The organism is Microlunatus soli, assembly GCF_900105385.1.
In the GTDB taxonomy this organism is placed as follows: domain Bacteria; phylum Actinomycetota; class Actinomycetes; order Propionibacteriales; family Propionibacteriaceae; genus Microlunatus; species Microlunatus soli.
The window spans coordinates 1,499,817-1,517,280 of record NZ_LT629772.1; the positions used below are offsets into that span (position 1 = coordinate 1,499,817).

The following is a 17,464-nucleotide window of genomic DNA, read 5'->3' on the forward strand; positions in this document are numbered from 1 at the left end:
CCATGCTCTGATCTGCTCCCACCGGAGCAAGTACCGTCCCGCTAGAGGTTCCACCTCCGGGACGGAGCCGCCGCACGAGATGCCGTGTTCTGTGGTGTCCGTTGCCCTGCCCGGCTCCGAAGCCTGCGGAGATGCGTCATGCGCAACAGGTCCTCGGCTCGGAAGCGATCAGCTCCGGACCCCGCCGGGCACCTGCGCCCGCAGCCAGCGTTCGACCTGCGCCGGGCGGCTGAACAACAGCACCTGTGGGCCGTCCGGGTCGGCGGCCCATTGCCGGAGCCGTCGACGCTTCTTGGCAAAGGAATGGAAGTGCCAGCGGATGATCGAGTCCTTGGCGAGGATCCGGTCCAGCCGCTCGACATTGCCGTTGCACATCGGCTTCTTGGTCAGGGCATTGCCGACGGTCCGCCTGATCAGTCGACCCAACGACAACCACCGCGGATAGTCCAGCCCGATGATCAACTCGACCCGTTCGTTGACCAGATCCAGCCAGGATCCGTAGCCGTGGTCCAGGATCCAGCTGTTCTGGGCGCAGACCTCGCCGATGATCCGGCGCTGTTCGTCCTTACCGACCGGGACCCAGCCCGGTTGCCAGGTCAAGTCGTCGATCGCGATCCCGGGCAACTCGGTGACGCGGGCCAATTCGGCTGCCAGGGTGGACTTCCCGCTGCCGGTGACGCCGTAGACCATGACTCGTCGGGCTGGTGCCGGACCGTCTTCGGTCGATGCGGCGGTCATGCTCGCGACCAGGCCGCGTACGAGGCAGACAGCTCGGCGAGGACGTCCGGTCGACCGGGCGTCCAGCCGAGGTGCGTGCGGGCCTGTGTGGCGTCGACGATCTCGTCGTGATCGAACACCCGATAGGTCGCGATCTCGTCCTCGATCGGCGCGAAGGACACCGCGCCCCGGTGGCCGGCGGTCCGGGCTGCGGCCTGGAGCACGGCCAGCGGTTCCACCGGCTGGTCCTCGGCAAGAAGGAAGACCTTGCCTGCTTGTGCGGCAGGGTCCCTCAGTACCGCTCGGTAGGCGTCGGCAACGTCGTCGACGTGGACCCACGACCAGCGCTTGTCCCGCCGTCCGTGATGCACCGGGCGCCCTGCTCGGGCCGCCTCGAACCAGCGGCCGACGATCGAGGTCCGGGCATCGCCGCCGTGCACCATCGCCGGCCGCAGGATCGTGTGTGGGATCCCGGTGGCACGCAGTTCCGCCTCCAGCCGTGCCCGCCGGTTGTCCGGATCTACCGGCGTCGACTCGGTGAGAACGGGGTGATCGCTCGGGCCGTATACCGAACAGCCGGTGGTGTAGACCAGGTGCCGGTGGCGGCCGTCCTGGTCCGCGGTCCGCAGCGCACCGAAGAGCGCCCGGTCGGTGCCGACATGATCATCGGCGTCGAACGCCGTGTGCAGGACCGCGTCGACGTCTCGGATCGCCGCCGTCAGTGAAGCGGGATCGCCGAGGTCGCCGCGGACGGATCTGACTCCGGCATCCGACAGCTCGACGGCTCGCTCGGCGCCGGGATCTCGGGTGAGGGCATCGACCCGGTGTCCGTCCGCTGTCAGCGCTAGCGCGGCGGACCGACCGACGTAGCCGGTGGCGCCGGTCACAAGGATGTGCACCGGCTCAGGTTAGCTGTCAGTGCCGACGCGACATGGATGGGTCGACGTCTGCGGCCAGGGCGACGGCGTCGGCCAGGTTGTGGGCCAACGGCAGACCGGTGGCGGCCAGCCGGTCCGCGTCGGTGAAGCCGCCGGAGATCAGGACGCAGCCGGCCCCGACGGCGGCTGCGGCTGCGGCATCGTCGAGGGTGTCGCCGATCATCACGCACTGCGAGCCGGGGATCCCGATGGCGGCCAGGTGCCGCATCGCATGCTCGGCCTTGTTGCCGCCGCCGACCCGATCGCGCAGCCCGTCGATCCGCACGAAGTGGTCGGTCAGGCCGAAGCCGTCGACGAACGGCACCAGCCGCTCGTGGAACCACATCGACAGCAGCGACTGGGTACCCGACCAGCCGGCCAGGGCTTCCTCGGCGCCGGCGGCCAGCAGGCAGTCGGCCATTCGTGCGTGATAGGTCTCGTGGTAGACGCGGTCGAGCAGGGCGAACTCGTCGTCGGGCAACGGACGCCCGAGCACCTCGGCGTAATAGTCCTGGACCGGCCGCCGGAAGCGCCGCCGATGATCTTCGGGGTCGACCGGTTCTCCACCGACGCTGGCGAAGGCGGCGTTACTGGCCTCGACAGTCAGGTGGTAGTCGTCGAGCAGGGTCCCGTTCCAGTCCCAGATCAGGTGCATCTCAACTCCCTTGCGGGGTCGGACGCTGATCGGAACCGTCCGCGGTGCGGCCGGCCTCGGCAGCCAGCACGTCGGACTCCAACCTGCGTACGGCATCCCGGGCCGCCTGCTCCGGATCGATCCCCCGGGACTGCGCGGCGGCCACCAGACTGATCATGGTCCCGCCGATCGACTCGGCGTCGACCGCCGTTCCGGCCGACAGTTCCGGCACGGTCACCGGCACCGATCGGGATCGTGCCCTGCTGATGATCTTGTTGGCTCGCGCCAGTGCGGACAGCTGCTCGGGAATTCCTTCCAGTACGGAGGTGCGGCCCTTCTCCTCGGCCTTGCGCGCCTCCCAGCTGCGGTTCAGATCCTCCGGAACGTCACCGTCGCCGTACACGTAGGGATGTCGGGCGATCAGCTTGTCGGCGATGCCGCCGGCGACCGATCCGACAGTGAAATCGGGATCGGATTCGGCGGCTATCGTGCTGTGGAAGAACACCTGCAGCAACAGATCACCCAGCTCCTCGCGAAGATGATCATGGTCGATCCCGGTCGAGTCGGTGCCGGACTCGATCACCTCGATGACCTCGGCCGTCTCCTCGACCAGATACTGCACCAGGGTGCGGTGGGTCTGCCGGGCATCCCACGGGCACCGGTCCCGCAGGGTCCGCATCACCTCCAGCAGCCGGACGAGTTGCTGCCCGTCGGCGTCGAGCTCCGCCGGGCGCTCCTCCGCGGACACGCCGACTACGACCCTTGGCCGGCCCGGGACAGCGAACCGGTGCCAGGGATGACCGCGAGGGCTTGCTTGGGGTCCCAGCTGCCGTAGCGCGGATTGACCTCGACGTCGGCGCGGGTGATGGCCTTCTTGAACTCGTCCTCGCCGAGTGCCTTGGTGACGATCTGGATGTCGGCCAGGTCGTAGGCCAGATCGCGTGCCTTCTGGACCTTGAGCACGGCGGGGTTCAGCTGCTTGTCCCGGTCGGCGTCGGTGATGGTGATGCCCCGTTCGGTCGCGGCCTGATCGGCGATCTCGCCCTGGATCATTACCGAAAGCAACTGATCGTTGGAGAACTGCTGGCCGACCGCGCGGGCACCCTCCAGCGAGCTGTTCAGCTGGTCGCGACTGATCGTGGTGTCCCCGATCGTCGCAACGTCGGTCGGTGACGCGGCACAGCCGCCGAGAACCGCCGCCGCCACGGTGGCCCCGACCAGCGGCAGCAGTCGCAGCGTGGCCGGGCGCCGGGTCGGCGTTGCCTCCCGGTCCGAGCGACTCCGTACGAGCTTGCTGTCTGCCTTCATCAGCTGTTACCGCTTCCTTCGCGCTGTCGGTGAACCCCGGCGATCTTATACGCTGCCCCTTCAGCAGTCCTGCCCCGTCGACGCCGCACCGGTCTGGCAGGCTGGCAGCCGTGACCGACAGCATCACCGAGTCCTCCGTTCCGCCGCTCGCACCGGTCCTGGCCAACCTGCGTGAGGTCGGCGGTCCGGGCTTTCAGGCAGGCCGTCGACGCCTCGTCTACCGGTCGAACACCCGGGCGGTCGGAGCCGACGCCTATCCCACCGGGCTGAGTCTGATCCTTGACCTGCGTCGGATCGACGAGATCGACCGACTGCCGCATCCGCTGCGCGAGCACCCCGGCTATCGACAGGTGCCGTTGTTCGATCCGGCGTCGGAGATCGAGTCGGCGGCCGAAGCGGTCCAGCTCGAGGAACAGTATGTGGATTGGCTGCAGCGGCACCGGGCAGCCATCCCCGCGGTGTTCCTTGCGCTCGCCCGCCCCAGCGGTGACGCACTGGTCTGCTGCTCGGCCGGCAAGGATCGGACCGGTGTCGTGAGCGCCGTCCTGGCTCGGTTGTGGGGTGCCGACCTGGACCGGATCGGTGCCGACTATGCCGCGTCCGGTGCAGCGTTGGCCGACCAGTTCGCCGCCGAACTCGCCGCTACCGGCGATCGCGATCACACGCTGATCCAGCAGCGCTGTGTGCCGGTGGTGATGACCACCGTGATCGAGCACATCGAGGACCGCTACGGCAGCGTCGCGGAGTATCTGCTCTCGCTCGGCCTGACCGCAGAACAGATCGACGCGCTCTGACCGGCGGGGTCCGGCCGCGGGATGACATCGATTCCCCCCGTGGTCTGAGGACAAATCGGCCTGCGCCGAGAACACTTGTGGGGTGCTAGCGTCTCGCCCCTCCTCGCGCCCGAACAAGGACGGCAGCTTCGGTGGCGAACGGGACGCAGCGACCCGACAGCCTCCGACCGGCCGCCGCCGTCTGTTGTCCGGCTACGCCGCGTCGCTGTTGGCGGCCGTGTTGGGACTGCCCGGGCTGTTGGCCGGCGCGATCACGGCCAACAACTGCCAACTCCGCGGCCTGGACTGTGTCGGACGGACCGCGTACGGGCCGCTGGCCGGTGCCGTGCTGGCGACCATCGTGCTGCTGGTACTGGCGATCCAATTCCGACTGGGCTGGCGGTTCTGGGGCGTTGCGATGCTCGGATTCGCGGTCGCTGCCTTGACCATCGGACTGCCCTGGCTGCTGATCGTGCTGATGGTGCTGTGGCCCGGTGCGGCGGCCTGGATCACCGATCCGCCTCACCGCCAGCGGAGTGTGTTGCGGCATTGGATTCCGCGCTGGTCGGCTCTGGTCGTCGCGCCGGTGACGATGATCATCGTCGGCGGCCTCGCCGGTTGGCTGAACCGTCCGGGCCTGCCGTTCGGCTGACCCGCCGGACCGCGCCGACGCTGCGGCCAAGAAGTCGTACGTCGCCAGAAGTTACTGCGTCACCAGAAGTTCGGCAGGTTTTCAACGGGTCATTGCCCCTGGATCGACCCCTTCGCGTTCCACTATGGATGGTGTGTTGATGAGGTCGCCCGTCCATCCCGCGATCATGGGGTGGATGCTTCGTCCCCGACCGACCGGTCTGCACCGGGTCGCCGCCGGTTATCTCTGCGTGGCTGCGGCAACTGCGGGCGCGGTGATCATCATCGCCGTCTTCCATCACGCAGCCGACACCTGCGTCGTCGACGGTTTCGGGTGCCTCGGGCTGATCTTCCGCGGCATCGCGGCGGGAACCACGGTCGGTCTGGCGATCCTTTTCGGCTCGGCGATCCTGGTCAGGCTCGGAGGACTGTACGTGCTGGCGGTCGCCGGCTTCGGTCTGGCGGCCCTGACCGTCGCGGTGCTGCTCGGCCGGGCCGGTGTCGCACCCCTGCCGGTCGCCATCGTCCTGCTGGCCGGGACTCCTGCCCTGGCAGCCTGGTCGACCCGCCCGGTTCCGGAGCCGCGCTTCCCCTCAGCCGCGATCGACGCTCGGGCCTCCCGCACACCCACGGCTGTCGCCGACCCCGGCGCGATCCGAGGCCCCGGCGCCAACCCTCGATCCGGCGCCGCCCCACGGACCGGTCGAGCGCTGCGACTGCCGCAGACCCTGACCCGTTGAGCACGACAGCACCGAGCCGGCAAACCTGATTGTCGGGCCGAGCTCGCGCTGCCAGTGTTGGCCCATGTCCGGTCGCCGCTCCGACGAGAACGAGCACTTCGCTGCGTACGCAGAGATCCGCAGCCGACGGCTGGATCAGTGGAGCGACCCGCACGAACAGCGGACCGGCTACGACGACGTCCCCAGCCGCCAGTTTGTGGATCGGGTTGTCCGGCCCGCCGACAACGCTGCACGATCGGCACTGGTCTACGGCTGCGGCAGCGGCGGTTCCGCGGTCCGGCTGGCCGAACTGGGCTATCGGGTCACCGCAGTTGATCTTGTGCCGGACGCCGTCACGCTCGCCCGAGAGCACGCCCGCCGGCGTGGCGGCGACATCGAGTTCGCGATCCAGGACGTCTGGCGCTGGGGCCCGACCACCGCCCGCTTCGACCTCATCCTGGATCAGCGCGACGCCACCGGCATCGTCTGGACACCCACCGCCACGGCGAGCCCGGACAGCGTCGTACGGTCCGGCCGGCGCTGACTTCCGAACCGGCGACACCCGTCTGCCGACGCCCTCCGCGCGGAGTTGGCGGCGGCCGGCTTCACCGTCCGCGATCAGCGTGGCGGCGAGATCGTCTGCGGAGACGTCCGATCGAGCTGACGACTCGGCGACAGCAAGGCGGCTGTGCTGCCCGCCGTCGATCCCCGCGTTCCCGCGGTCGTTCGGAAACCTTGAGGATCTCTCTTGGCAACGTTTGCAATCGCCTCATTCGCGCTGTCCTTCTTGCCCAGAAGCATTCCGTCGCCGAATGAGTCTTGACGTCTGGCAACGTTGCCAACTACCGTCGAGATCATCGGCTCAGGCGGCCCGCCTTCAGCCGCCAGGCCCGCATCGGTCGCGCTGCCCGGCACCGGTCAGTCAGTGCGACATCGGTCGAACAGGGTGCGTCATCGGTCAAACAAGGGAGTCTGCTCAGATGCGTCGTCGTCAATTCATCGGCTCGCTCGCCGCCGCTTCGGCCTTGGGGGCCACCACAACACTCGCCGGCTGCGGCGGATCCGACTCGGGTTCGGGCAGCTCCGGCGGCAAGGTCCAGCTCACGTTCCGACAGTTCGACCCGCCGACCGAGATCGACGGCCTGACCAAGGCCGTCCAGGCGTGGAACAAGAGCCACGCCGACATCCAGGTCAAGATCGAGACCCTGACCGGTTCCGACGACTACGCGCAGCAGTTCGCCCGGGAGGCCAACTCGGGGTCCGGTCCGGACGTGGTTCAGCTCGGCTTCGTCAACGTCAAGGACCTGGCCAAGCCGAAGATCCTCAAGCCCGTCTCCGAGCTGGCTGAGAAATCCCAGCCGGACACGCCGATCGACAAGTTCCTCGCCCTGGACATCAACCGGTTCGAGGAGCAGACCTGGGCATTGCCGTGGACCGTCGACACCTTCGCCCTCGCCTACAACAGCACGACCATGAAGAAGGCGGGGATGAAGCCGCCGACCAGCTGGGACGAGTTGCGTGACAACGCCGCCGAGATCAGCAAGAGCGGTACCGCGGGCTTCGCGTTCCCCGGCGCCAGCAGCCCGACCGCGGGCCAATGGTTTGCGATCAACTATTACCTGTGGAGCAACGGCTTCACGCTGATCGCCGACAACGGCGGCAGCTGGGCTCCGGGAGCTACGGTCGAGCAATTCAGGTCCGCGATGGAGTACTTCAACTCGCTCTTCACCACCAAGGCCACCCCGCGGTCGATGATCGCGGTCGAGGCGATCAACGATCCTCAGCTGATCTCCGGCGTGGCCGGCGGGACCGTGGCGATGACCATGATGGCGCCGCAGACCCTGCGGCAGGCCCGGGAGTCGTCGACCAAGGTCGTCTCGGCGGTGATGCCGGACGGCCTGACCGACGGCAACACCCATTTGGGCGGTCGATCGCTCGGCATCAACGCATCCTCCGACCACCCCGAGGAGGCCTGGGAGTTCGTCAAGTATCTGAACAGCGCCAAGGCCTTCGAAGACATCCCGCAGTACCCGGCGGCCACCACCGTGCTGAATGATCTTCAGGCCCCGGACGGTGAAGATGGCTACCAGCAACAGATCCCGCACTCCCGGTCCTTCGCTCGCTACACAGCAGGCCCGGTGCCGGTGGCGACCCTGCAGAAGCTGACCTGTGCGGCGTTCGGTTCGGTGTATGCCGGTCAGAAGAAGCCGGCCCAGGCGGCGACCGAACTGGTCGACGGCATCGCGTCGGCGATCAAGGGGTGACCTCCGAGGTGACCGCAGTCGCCACCGCGCGCCGTCCCGAATCCACCGGCGGATCGGCGCCGAGCGGCGCCGCACACCGGCGCCGGCGGCGCAACCCGACACCGTACGCGCTGCTGACCCCGACGCTGGTACTGCTGGCCCTGCTGTTCGCCGTGCCGGCGGTCTACAACGTCTGGCTGGCACTGCACGAGGTCACGCCGTACGACGCACTCGGCGATGGCGACTTCGTTGCGGGGAAGAACTTCGCGTCCGTGCTGACCAGTCCGCAGCTCTGGCTGTCGGCCCGCAATACGGTGCTCTGGCTGACGCTGGCGACCGTCCTGCTCCGGCTGATCTTCGGGCTCGGTCTGGCCGTGCTGCTGCAGCAGGCCGTGTTGCGACGGATCCGGATCCTCGGCGTCGCGCGGACGATCATCCTGCTGCCGTGGATGATCCCGCCCACGGTCGCCGTCGCGGCCTGGCAGTGGTTGCTGGACGGCCGGACCGGGCTGGTCAACAAGGTGCTGCTGCAGCTCGGCGTCATCGATCAAGGCATCGCCTTCTTCGGTGAGCTCTCCACGGTCTGGCCGAGCATCGCCGCGGTGATGGTCTGGCGGGAGCTGCCCTTCGTGGTGATCTCGCTGATGGCCGGCCTGCAGGCGATCCCGTCCGATCAGTACGAGGCCGCTGCGCTGGACGGCGCGACCGCCTGGCGGGCGTTCTGGTATGTGACGCTGCCGAATCTGCGCCCGGTGATCGCAGTCGTCGGGCTGATGATCACCATCGGCGCCTTCAACAACTTCATCTACGTCTGGCTGACCACCGGCGGCGGCCCCGGCACCTTCACCCAGGTGCTGGCCACCCAGCTGTACAGCACCGCGTTCGTCGACAACCAGCTCGGCAAGGGGGCCGCCATCGGACTGGTGATGAGTGCGGTGATGCTGATCTTCGCGGTGATCTACCTGACGGCAACCACCCGGAGGAACGATGAGTGAGGCCACCGCCGCATCGACCGCCCGAGCCACCAGGTCGCTGCGTCGCAAACCGCTGACCGGTGCCGAGATCGCCACCGTAGTGATCACGGTCGTGGTCTGTCTGATGATCGCCTTCCCGTTCCTGTGGATGGTGATCACGTCCTTCTTCCCGCCCGAAGAACTCTTCACGCCACAACGCCTGCTGCCGCGGATCGAGACCGCGACGATCGGCAACTACGTGCAGTTGATCACCCAGTCGAAATTCCTCACCTACACGGCGAACTCGCTGATCGTCTCCTGTGCTGCGATGGTCGTCTCGGTGGTGCTGTCGAGTCTGTCGGGGTATGCGTTCTCCCGCTATCGGTTCCGGGGCCGCCGGCTGATCATGGTGGCGATCATCGCCGTCCACCTGTTCCCGTTCGTCATCCTGATCACCCCGATGTACGCGTTCTTCTCCGAGCTGCAGCTGCTGAACACCCACCTCGGGCTGATCATCGCCTACGTGGCGATCACGTTGCCGTTCGCGTCGTACCTGATGTTGGGGTTCTTCGAGACGATCCCCACCTCGCTGGACGAGGCCGCCCGGGTGGACGGCTGCAGCACGGTCGGTGTGCTGTTCCGGGTGGTGTTGCCGGTCGCTTGGCCGGGGATCGCTACCGTCGGCATCAACGCGTTCATCCTGTCCTGGGAGGAGTATCTGTTCGCCAAGGTGCTGGTCACCGACGATGAGATGAAGACCGTCCAGGTCGGGCTGGCAAACTTCTTCGGCGAGTTCACCACGCGATGGGACCTGGTCATGGCAGCCTCGGTGCTGGCTTCCGTGCCGACGATCGTCCTGTTCGCGGTGGCCCAGCGACGACTGGTGTCCGGCCTGGCAGCCGGTGGTGTGAAGGAGTAGTGCCGATGACCGTGCCGACGTTGCGCGACGTCGCCGCGCTGGCCGGTGTCAGCATGAGCACCGTTTCCCGCGTGCTCAACGACCGGGGTGGCGTCACCCCCGAGAAGCGCGCCCGGATCGAGCAGGCGCTGCAGCAGCTGGACTATGTCACCAACGTCTCGGCCCGATCCTTGCGTGGGACTCGGACCCGGACCTACGCCCTGCTGGTCGACGACCTCAACACCGCCTTCTTCTCCGGGCTCGCCGAATCGTTGACCAAGATCGCGCTCGAGGACGGCTGCACGCTGCTGATCGTCACCACCCAGAAGGCCTACGAACGCGAGCGGCGGATCCTGATGGAGATGCGCGCCCGGCAGGTCGACGGATTGTTCGTGGTCGCGGCGTCGGGTGACCGCAGCGGCGACCGTGCGCGGCATCCCGCCGGTCTCCCGGTGGTGTATGTAGAGCGGTTCCCGCCCGGGATCGACGCCGACGTGGTGACGTTCGACTACTACCGTGCCGGGCTGGAGCAGATCGACCAGCTGTGGGCCGACGGGCACCGGCGGATCGCCTTCCTGGGCGGCACGGTCGCCGAGGATCCGGGACGACGCCGGCTGGCCGCCTTCCGTGACGGGCTGCGGTCCCACGGGGTCGAGCCGGACCCGGACCTGATCAGCACCGATCATCTGACCGATCAGGACACCTGGCCGGCGCTGGAGCAGCTTCGGACGCTCGCCGACCCGCCGACGGCACTGGTGGTCACGGTGGCACCGCCGCTGCATGCGGCGCTGCGAATGGCGGCGGAGCACGACTGGCCGATCGCGATCGCCTCCTACGAGACCATCGACACACCGGAGCTGACACCGGTGCGGTTGATCATCACCCACGGCGATCTCGACGAGCTGGCCCGGGTCGCGGCGCAGACACTGCAGGGCCTGCTCGCCGATCAGCCTGTTGGCCGAACCACCGAGCACCGCACCGTGCTACTGGACACCGTCGTCGACCGGTACGACCCGACGTAGCATCCCGGCACCCGATTCCCCGACAAAGACATCCCGCCCACATCGAGCCAGCCCCGAGGAAGACTGTGACGACACCCGAACGCCCCCATCTGATCGTGATCTACACCGACGACCTCGGCTACGGCGACGTCGGCTTCCTCGGGCCGAGCGACATCGCCACCCCGCATCTGGACGCGCTGGCCGCCGGCGGGGCGACGATGCGGCGGTGGTACTCCAACTCGCCGGTCTGCTCACCGTCGCGGGCAGCTCTGCTCACCGGCTGCCATCCGTCGCGGGCCGGTGTCGACCACATCCTCGGCGCACCGCGCGGCCGGGACGGCTTGCCGCCGCAGCCCACGCTGGCGTCTCGGCTCGCCGACGCCGGCTACGCCACCAGTATGGTCGGCAAGTGGCATCTGGGTACGTCGGAGTCCTCGTCTCCGCGGGCCCTCGGGTTCGGATCCTTCTTCGGATTCCTGGCCGGTTGCGTCGACTACTACTCCCACATCATGTACTGGGGTGACCATCATCCGATCCATGACCTGTGGACCGGGACCCAGGAGACCTGGCGCAACGGGGAGTATCTGACGACCATGATCACCGATGCGGCCGTGCAGGTGATCGACGAGGTGGCCGACGATCCGATGTTCCTGTTCGTCAGCTACAACGCGCCGCACTACCCGCTGCACGCCCCGCAGGAGTATGTCGACCGCAACGCCCACCTCCCGGAGGACCGGCGGATGATCGCGGCGATGATGTCAGCGGTCGACGACGGGGTCGGCGAGATCGTCGCCGCCCTGGAACGACAAGGGATCCGGGACAACACGATCATCCTGTTCTCCTCCGACAACGGCCCGTCCGCCGAAGAGCGCAACTGGCTGAACGGGGAGGAGATCGCCTTCGCCGGCGGATCGGCCGGCGGCCTTCGTGGACACAAGGGCTCGTTGTACGAGGGCGGCATCCGGATGCCGACGCTCTGGTCCTGGCCGGCACGGATCACACCCGGCACCCAGATCACGACCTGCTGTCAGATGAGTGACGTGCTGCCGACCGTGCTCGACGCGGCCGGCATCCCACCGGCTGACCAGCATGTCGTGGACGGTTCCTCGGTCTTGGACCTGCTCACCGGCACGAAGTCGGAGCCCGAGGATCGCTTGCTGTACTGGGAATACGACGGCCAGACGGCTGTCAGCGACGGCACCTGGAAACTGGTCCGCAACGTCCGCGAACGGCTCGGTGCGCCGACCGTCGAAAAGATCGGGCTCTACCATCTCGCCGTCGACGAGGCGGAGACCAGCAACCTGTACGCCGCCGACCACTCCGAAGCCGTCCGGCTGGGGGCCGCGCTGGACGATTTCGAGACGCGCCTGACCGGTTGGCAGCAGCAGATCTCCCAACAGGGACAGGAACTCTCCCCCATCCCGACGGCCGCTCCCTAACCCACCAGGGTCCTGAGCCTGTCGAAGGACCTCGAACCCGACCAGGATCCTCGACCGGCCTTCATCGTTCGCAAGCATCCCTGCCGACGACCGGTGCCTGCAGGGTCACGGCGCCCTCCCGTGCCACCAACTGCCGGTAGACACCGGACGTCCGCAGTGCATACCGTTCCAGGGCGGTGTCGAGGGTCATCCAGGCATCGCCGATGTTCACCGGCGCTTGCGGATAGTGGACGGCCGCCCCCTGCTCCGACCCGGCGATCTCGATGACCTCCAGGCCCGCCACCGGAGCCGGCTCCGGCTCGTGCACGATGCCGGCGGTCACCATGATCGACTCCGGATCCGATGTTCCGTCGTAGGTCAGCACCAGGTCACGATCACCCGGCACCCGCTCCCGAAGGCTGCCGACCAGCTGGCCGACCGCCGCGCCGATCTCCGACTCATCGGTCACGATTTCCTGGGCACCCAGCAGTTTCAGCGCCGGCAGTGCAGTGAGTTGCAATGTTTCCATGATCGTTCGATGACCTTCCTCGATGGCTCCGAGGCGCGCCCGCACCTCGCTGAGACATCTCGAAGCCTCGGTGATCTGCTCGGTCAACTCCGCTTCCCGAGCTCGGAGCAGCTCGACGAGCCGCTGCTCCGAGAGCCCTTCCGCCAGCAGGTCGCCGATCGTGTCCAGGCCGAAGCCGACGGCACGCAACCCTGCGATCGCCTGCACCCGGCCGACCTGGTGCGGCGCGTACCTCCGACGCCCGGTCCACTGATCGACCTCGGCCGGTGACAGCAATCCGACCGTCTCCCAGTGCCGCAGCATCCGGCGGGACACTCCCGTCCGGTGGGCCAACTCACCGATGCTCAACATGTCGATCACCACTCCAACCCATGACACAGTGTCAAGATCAACCACGGGTCCTGAACCGGTCGACGGACCGAGAACGCGACCAGCGGAACCAACCTCGACAAGCTCAGGGACCTCGGGCAGCGGTCCGGGTAGCTTCAGGATGCCGGCGCGTTGGTGGCGATCAGGACGTTGCTGACCACCTCGGTGCACCAGTCGAGGAGCTCGAGATCCTTGATCGGCGGCCCACCGATCTGCGGTGACTTCGGCTTCGGCACCAGCATCAGGCCGGCCTTCTCCTTGACCACGCTGCCCGGGTAGAGACGCTTCAGCCGCAGCTGTTTGGACTCGGCCAGGTCGACCGGGGCGAAACGGATGAAGTTGCCGGCGATGACCACCTCGGACAGTCCTGCCTGCCTGGCCAGCAAACGGAATCTCGCGACGGCCAACAGGCTCTCCACCTCGGAGCCGGGAGCGCCGTAACGGTCGGTGAGCTCGGCCCGGACGGCCTCGATGTCGGCCGGTTCGCGGACCTCGGCGATCCGCTTGTACATCTCCAGCCGAAGCCGTTCGGACTCGACGTAGTCGGTCGGCAGATGCGCCTCGATCGGCAATTCGATCTTGACCTCGGCCTCCGGCTCGACACCGTCGCCGCGGAACTCCGCGACCGCCTCGCCGACCAACCGGACGTAGAGATCGAAACCGACGTCGGCGATGTGACCGGACTGCTGACCACCCAGCAGGTTGCCGGCGCCACGGATCTCCAGGTCCTTCATCGCCACCGCCATCCCGGCCCCGAGGTCGGTGTGCGCAGCGATCGTGGCGAGTCGATCATGGGCGGTCTCGGTGAGCGGCTTCTCCGGCGGATACAGGAAGTAGGCATACCCCCGTTCCCGGCTCCTGCCGACCCGGCCGCGCAACTGGTGGAGCTGGGACAGACCGAGGGTGTCGGACCGTTCGACGATCAAGGTGTTCGCCGTCGAGATGTCCAACCCCGCTTCGACGATCGTGGTCGCCACCAGGACGTCTGCGCGACGTTCCCAGAAGTCCACCATCACCTGTTCCAGCTGGTGCTCCCCCATCTGTCCATGCGCGGTCACCACGCGGGCCTCGGGCACCAACTCACGGATCCGGCGGGCGGCCTTCTCGATCGACTGCACCCGGTTGTGCACGAAGAAGACCTGGCCTTCCCGCATCAGCTCACGGCGGATCGCCGCCGTCACCTGGGCCTCGTCGTACGGGCCGGCGAAGGTGAGCACCGGGTGACGTTCCTCCGGTGGGGTGGTGATCGTGGACATCTCACGGATGCCGGTAACGGCCATCTCCAGGGTGCGCGGGATCGGGGTCGCCGACATGGCGAGCACGTCGACGTCCATCCGCAGCCGCTTCAGCGATTCCTTGTGCTCGACGCCGAATCGCTGTTCCTCGTCGATGATCACCAGACCAAGATCCTTGAACCTGATCTTGTCGCTGATCAACCGATGGGTGCCGACGACGACATCGACACTGCCGTCGGCAAGTCCGGCGACGGTCGCCTTGCTGTCGGCGTCGGAGGAGAAGCGGCTCAGCGCACCGACCTTGATCGGGAAGCCGGCGTACCGGTCGGCGAAGGTGTTGTAGTGCTGCTGCACCAGCAGCGTTGTCGGCACCAGGATGGCGACCTGCTTGCCGTCCTGGACGGCCTTGAACGCTGCCCGGACGGCGATCTCGGTCTTCCCGTAGCCGACGTCGCCACAGATCAGCCTGTCCATCGGGATGACCTGTTCCATGTCGTGCTTGACCTCGTCGATGCAGGCCAGCTGGTCCGGCGTCTCGACGAAGTTGAACGCGTCCTCCAGCTCCCGCTGCCAGGTGGTGTCCGGGGCGAAGGCGTGGCCGCGGCTGGCCTGCCGGGCGGCGTACAGCTTGATCAACTCGGCGGCGATCTCGCGAACGGCCTTGCGCGCCCGGCCCTTGCGCTTGGCCCAGTCCGAGCCACCCATCCGGTCCAGCGACGGAGCCTCGCCGCCGACGTAACGGGTGACCAGATCGAGCTGGTCCATCGGCACATAGAGCCGGTCACCGGGCTGGCCGCGTTTGCTGGCGGCGTACTCCACGACGAGGTATTCCCGGGTGGAGCCGGCGACCGTGCGTTGAACCATCTCACGGTAGCGGCCGACGCCGTGCTGTTCGTGCACGATCGCGTCGCCCGGCTGCAGTTCCAGCGGATCGATCTGCTTCTTGCGCCGGGCCGGCATCTTCCGCTCGGAGCGGTCGACCTGATGCTGACCGGACAGGTCGCCGGTGGTGTAGACGGCGAGTTTGATCTTGTCCACCAGCAGACCGGTGCGCAGCTCACCGGTGCTGACGCTGACCAGTTGCGGCTCCGGTGCGGTGCCGAGATCGTCGATCAGCCGGGCGGCGATGTCCTGCTCGCCGAGCAGTTGCACCATCCGCTGTGCGGTGCCCTTGCCCTCGGCGACCAGCACGACCCGCCAGCCATCGCGGGCATGATCGGCGATCTCGGCGATCGACTTCTCCGCATCCCCACGGTGCGTCTCGGGCAGTTGCGCCTCGACCGTACGGGAGGAGACTCCGAGGGTGCTGACCGCGGTGGAGAAATCGATGATCTCCCCTTCCTCGGTGCGGATCGGACCACTCTGCTGCTCCGGCCCGGCGCTGAAGACCGACAGCGTCCACCAGGCCAGCCCACGGTCCAACGCGTGTTCGCGGACCTCGGCCAGCGGTCGGTAGGACGACGAGCCGAGATCGATCGGCGCCTGACCTCCGCCTGCGGCCGCGGCCCAGGAGGCACCGAGGAACTCCTCGCTGGTCTTGACCAGATCGGCCGACCGGGTGCGGACCAGTTCCGGGTCCGCGACCAGCACGTGGGTGCCGTCGGGGAGCAGATCGACCAACAGCTCCATGCCGTCGACCAGTGCCGGGGACAGCGACTCCATGCCTTCCACGGCATGGCCGGCGGCGATCCGTTCCAGCATCTCCGACAGCTCGGGATGGGCCTCCATCAGCTCGGCGGCCCGCTGCTTGACCTGGTCGGTCAGCAGCAGTTCGCGGCAGGGCGAGGCGGTGATGTCGTCGGTGGTCAGGTCGGAGGACCGCTGGTCGGCGACGGCGAAGTAGCGGATCTCCTCGATGGTGTCGCCGAAGAAGTCGATCCGGACCGGGTGTTCCTCGGTCGGTGGGAAGACGTCGACGATGCCGCCGCGGACGGCGAACTCGCCGCGTCGCTCGACCAGGTCGACCCGGACGTAGGCGGCATCCACCAGGGCGCGAGCCAGGTCGGAGATGTCGAAGTCCTCGCCGGTGCGGAGCCGGACCGGCTTCAGGTCGGCCAGCCCCCTGACCTGCGGCTGCAGCACGCTGCGGATCGGTGCGACGATGATCTTGAGCGGCGTCTCGTCCGCCGTGGGATGGACGAGCCGGCGCAGCACTGCCAGCCGCCGGCCGACGGTGTCGGACCGCGGACTCAGCCGCTCGTGCGGCAGCGTCTCCCAGGCCGGGTAATAGGCGACCAGGTCCGGGTCCATCAGAGACTGCAGGGTCTCGGTGACGTCCTCGGCCTCACGGTAGGTCGAGGTGACCAGCAGCACCGGCGCGTCGGCGCCGCCACGGTCGGTGGCCGCGGTCATGGCCGCGGCGAAAAGGGGGCGCATCGGTGCCGGCATGGTCAGGTCCAGCGCGTTCACGGCATGCGAGCGCGCATCACCGATGGCTTCGGAGATGGTGGGTTCTGTTGCAAGAAGGTCGACGAGTCCCGAAAGGGTCACCGGGTAACCCTACTCGCGATGGTTCCACGGCCGGAATCGTGGCTGTGGATGACCGGCTCCCGCCGCGCCGTACTGTCGTGGGTCCTGAACACTGAGGTGTCGCGTAACGAGCAGCACCAGACGAGTGCTCATGGCGTTCCCGGCACACATCGCAACTCGTGTTACCACATCGCCTTGGCGGCAGCACCACACCGGGACATATCGCAACCGGTGCTACCAAATCGCCCCAGAACCAGCGTCATCCCGGCACACATCGCACCTGGTGTTACCGAATCGCCCTGCGGCGGATCGAGCCGCGCGGTCGCGCACGTCGGCGGATCCCGGTCGCGCCGCCTCAGGAGCCGAGTCGTGACGATCCCGGCAGCGATGTCGGCCCGCTCGGTTTCGACGAATCGGAGCAACCGGAGCCGGTCGAGATCCGTCGGACGGAACTGTCGACGGCGTCGTCATCGGGCGGCGGCCCACGTCTGCACGATGCGCAACGGCAGGTCGTCGGCGGAATCGAAGCAGCGTCTCGCCGGTTCGCGACGGACCGACGACATCGCCAAGCGCTACGACCACGAACGAACCGGCACCGGCCTCCTGGATCATCGACCTGACGATCGCCGGGTGACCTCCCAGGAACTGCGC

General features: G+C 67.7%; 16 protein-coding genes and 1 pseudogene. 10 read left to right on the plus strand and 7 right to left on the minus strand.

What is annotated here, in order from left to right:
• Positions 1–168 precede the first annotated feature (168 nt).
• From BLU38_RS07050 to BLU38_RS07070, 5 genes are all read right to left on the minus strand, one after another.
• Positions 169–738, minus strand: coding sequence for a P-loop NTPase family protein (locus BLU38_RS07050; protein ID WP_091522062.1), 570 nt, complete (start codon positions 736–738; stop codon positions 169–171).
• Positions 735–1,616, minus strand: coding sequence for an NAD-dependent epimerase/dehydratase family protein (locus tag BLU38_RS07055; RefSeq protein ID WP_091522065.1), 882 nt, complete (start codon positions 1,614–1,616; stop codon positions 735–737). The genes BLU38_RS07050 and BLU38_RS07055 overlap by 4 nt, the downstream gene beginning before the upstream one ends.
• Positions 1,617–1,632: 16 nt before the next feature.
• Complete coding sequence (locus tag BLU38_RS07060; RefSeq protein WP_091522068.1) at positions 1,633–2,289, minus strand: HAD family hydrolase; 657 nt, start codon at positions 2,287–2,289, stop codon at positions 1,633–1,635.
• A gap of 1 nt (position 2,290) precedes the next feature.
• Positions 2,291–2,947 carry a MazG family protein gene (locus BLU38_RS07065; RefSeq protein ID WP_091532076.1) on the minus strand — a complete coding sequence of 219 codons (657 nt, stop codon included), beginning with the start codon at positions 2,945–2,947 and terminating at the stop codon, positions 2,291–2,293.
• 74 nt (positions 2,948–3,021) lie between these two features.
• Positions 3,022–3,576, minus strand: a complete 555-nt coding sequence (locus BLU38_RS07070; protein WP_157683263.1) for a SurA N-terminal domain-containing protein — start codon at positions 3,574–3,576, stop codon at positions 3,022–3,024.
• A gap of 110 nt (positions 3,577–3,686) precedes the next feature.
• Between BLU38_RS07070 and BLU38_RS07075 the strand changes: the two genes are divergently transcribed.
• From BLU38_RS07075 to BLU38_RS07115, 10 genes and pseudogenes are all read left to right on the plus strand, one after another.
• Complete coding sequence (locus tag BLU38_RS07075; protein WP_157683264.1) at positions 3,687–4,370, plus strand: tyrosine-protein phosphatase; 684 nt, start codon at positions 3,687–3,689, stop codon at positions 4,368–4,370.
• Positions 4,371–4,452: 82 nt separating this feature from the next.
• Positions 4,453–5,001: a hypothetical protein gene (locus BLU38_RS07080; protein WP_091522079.1), complete on the plus strand. Its 549-nt coding sequence runs from the start codon at positions 4,453–4,455 to the stop codon at positions 4,999–5,001.
• Between the two features lie 139 nt (positions 5,002–5,140).
• Complete coding sequence (locus BLU38_RS07085; protein ID WP_157683265.1) at positions 5,141–5,719, plus strand: hypothetical protein; 579 nt, start codon at positions 5,141–5,143, stop codon at positions 5,717–5,719.
• A gap of 64 nt (positions 5,720–5,783) precedes the next feature.
• Positions 5,784–6,242 (plus strand): class I SAM-dependent methyltransferase, encoded by a 459-nt coding sequence (locus BLU38_RS07090; protein WP_091522085.1) that lies wholly within the window; start codon positions 5,784–5,786, stop codon positions 6,240–6,242.
• Between the two features lie 18 nt (positions 6,243–6,260).
• A pseudogene (locus BLU38_RS32465) lies at positions 6,261–6,362 on the plus strand (CysS/YqeB C-terminal domain-containing protein); the annotation flags it as partial.
• Between the two features lie 316 nt (positions 6,363–6,678).
• A complete protein-coding gene (locus BLU38_RS07095) occupies positions 6,679–7,962 on the plus strand; it encodes an ABC transporter substrate-binding protein (RefSeq protein ID WP_157683266.1) in 1,284 nt (427 codons plus the stop codon).
• An 8-nt stretch (positions 7,963–7,970) separates the two neighbouring features.
• Positions 7,971–8,936, plus strand: a complete 966-nt coding sequence (locus BLU38_RS07100) for a carbohydrate ABC transporter permease (protein ID WP_157683267.1) — start codon at positions 7,971–7,973, stop codon at positions 8,934–8,936.
• Positions 8,929–9,813 carry a carbohydrate ABC transporter permease gene (locus tag BLU38_RS07105; RefSeq protein ID WP_091522093.1) on the plus strand — a complete coding sequence of 295 codons (885 nt, stop codon included), beginning with the start codon at positions 8,929–8,931 and terminating at the stop codon, positions 9,811–9,813. The genes BLU38_RS07100 and BLU38_RS07105 overlap by 8 nt, the downstream gene beginning before the upstream one ends.
• Positions 9,814–9,818: 5 nt before the next feature.
• On the plus strand, positions 9,819–10,814 hold the full coding sequence (locus BLU38_RS07110) for a LacI family DNA-binding transcriptional regulator (protein ID WP_172836089.1): 996 nt from the start codon (positions 9,819–9,821) through the stop codon (positions 10,812–10,814).
• 65 nt (positions 10,815–10,879) lie between these two features.
• Positions 10,880–12,232, plus strand: a complete 1,353-nt coding sequence (locus tag BLU38_RS07115; RefSeq protein WP_091522099.1) for a sulfatase-like hydrolase/transferase — start codon at positions 10,880–10,882, stop codon at positions 12,230–12,232.
• A 61-nt stretch (positions 12,233–12,293) separates the two neighbouring features.
• Here BLU38_RS07115 and BLU38_RS07120 read toward each other — a convergent pair whose 3' ends face one another.
• On the minus strand, positions 12,294–13,118 hold the full coding sequence (locus tag BLU38_RS07120) for a MerR family transcriptional regulator (RefSeq protein ID WP_197680028.1): 825 nt from the start codon (positions 13,116–13,118) through the stop codon (positions 12,294–12,296).
• 107 nt (positions 13,119–13,225) lie between these two features.
• Positions 13,226–16,834: a transcription-repair coupling factor gene (gene mfd / locus BLU38_RS07125; RefSeq protein WP_091522102.1), complete on the minus strand. Its 3,609-nt coding sequence runs from the start codon at positions 16,832–16,834 to the stop codon at positions 13,226–13,228.
• Positions 16,835–17,464: the final 630 nt, after the last annotated feature.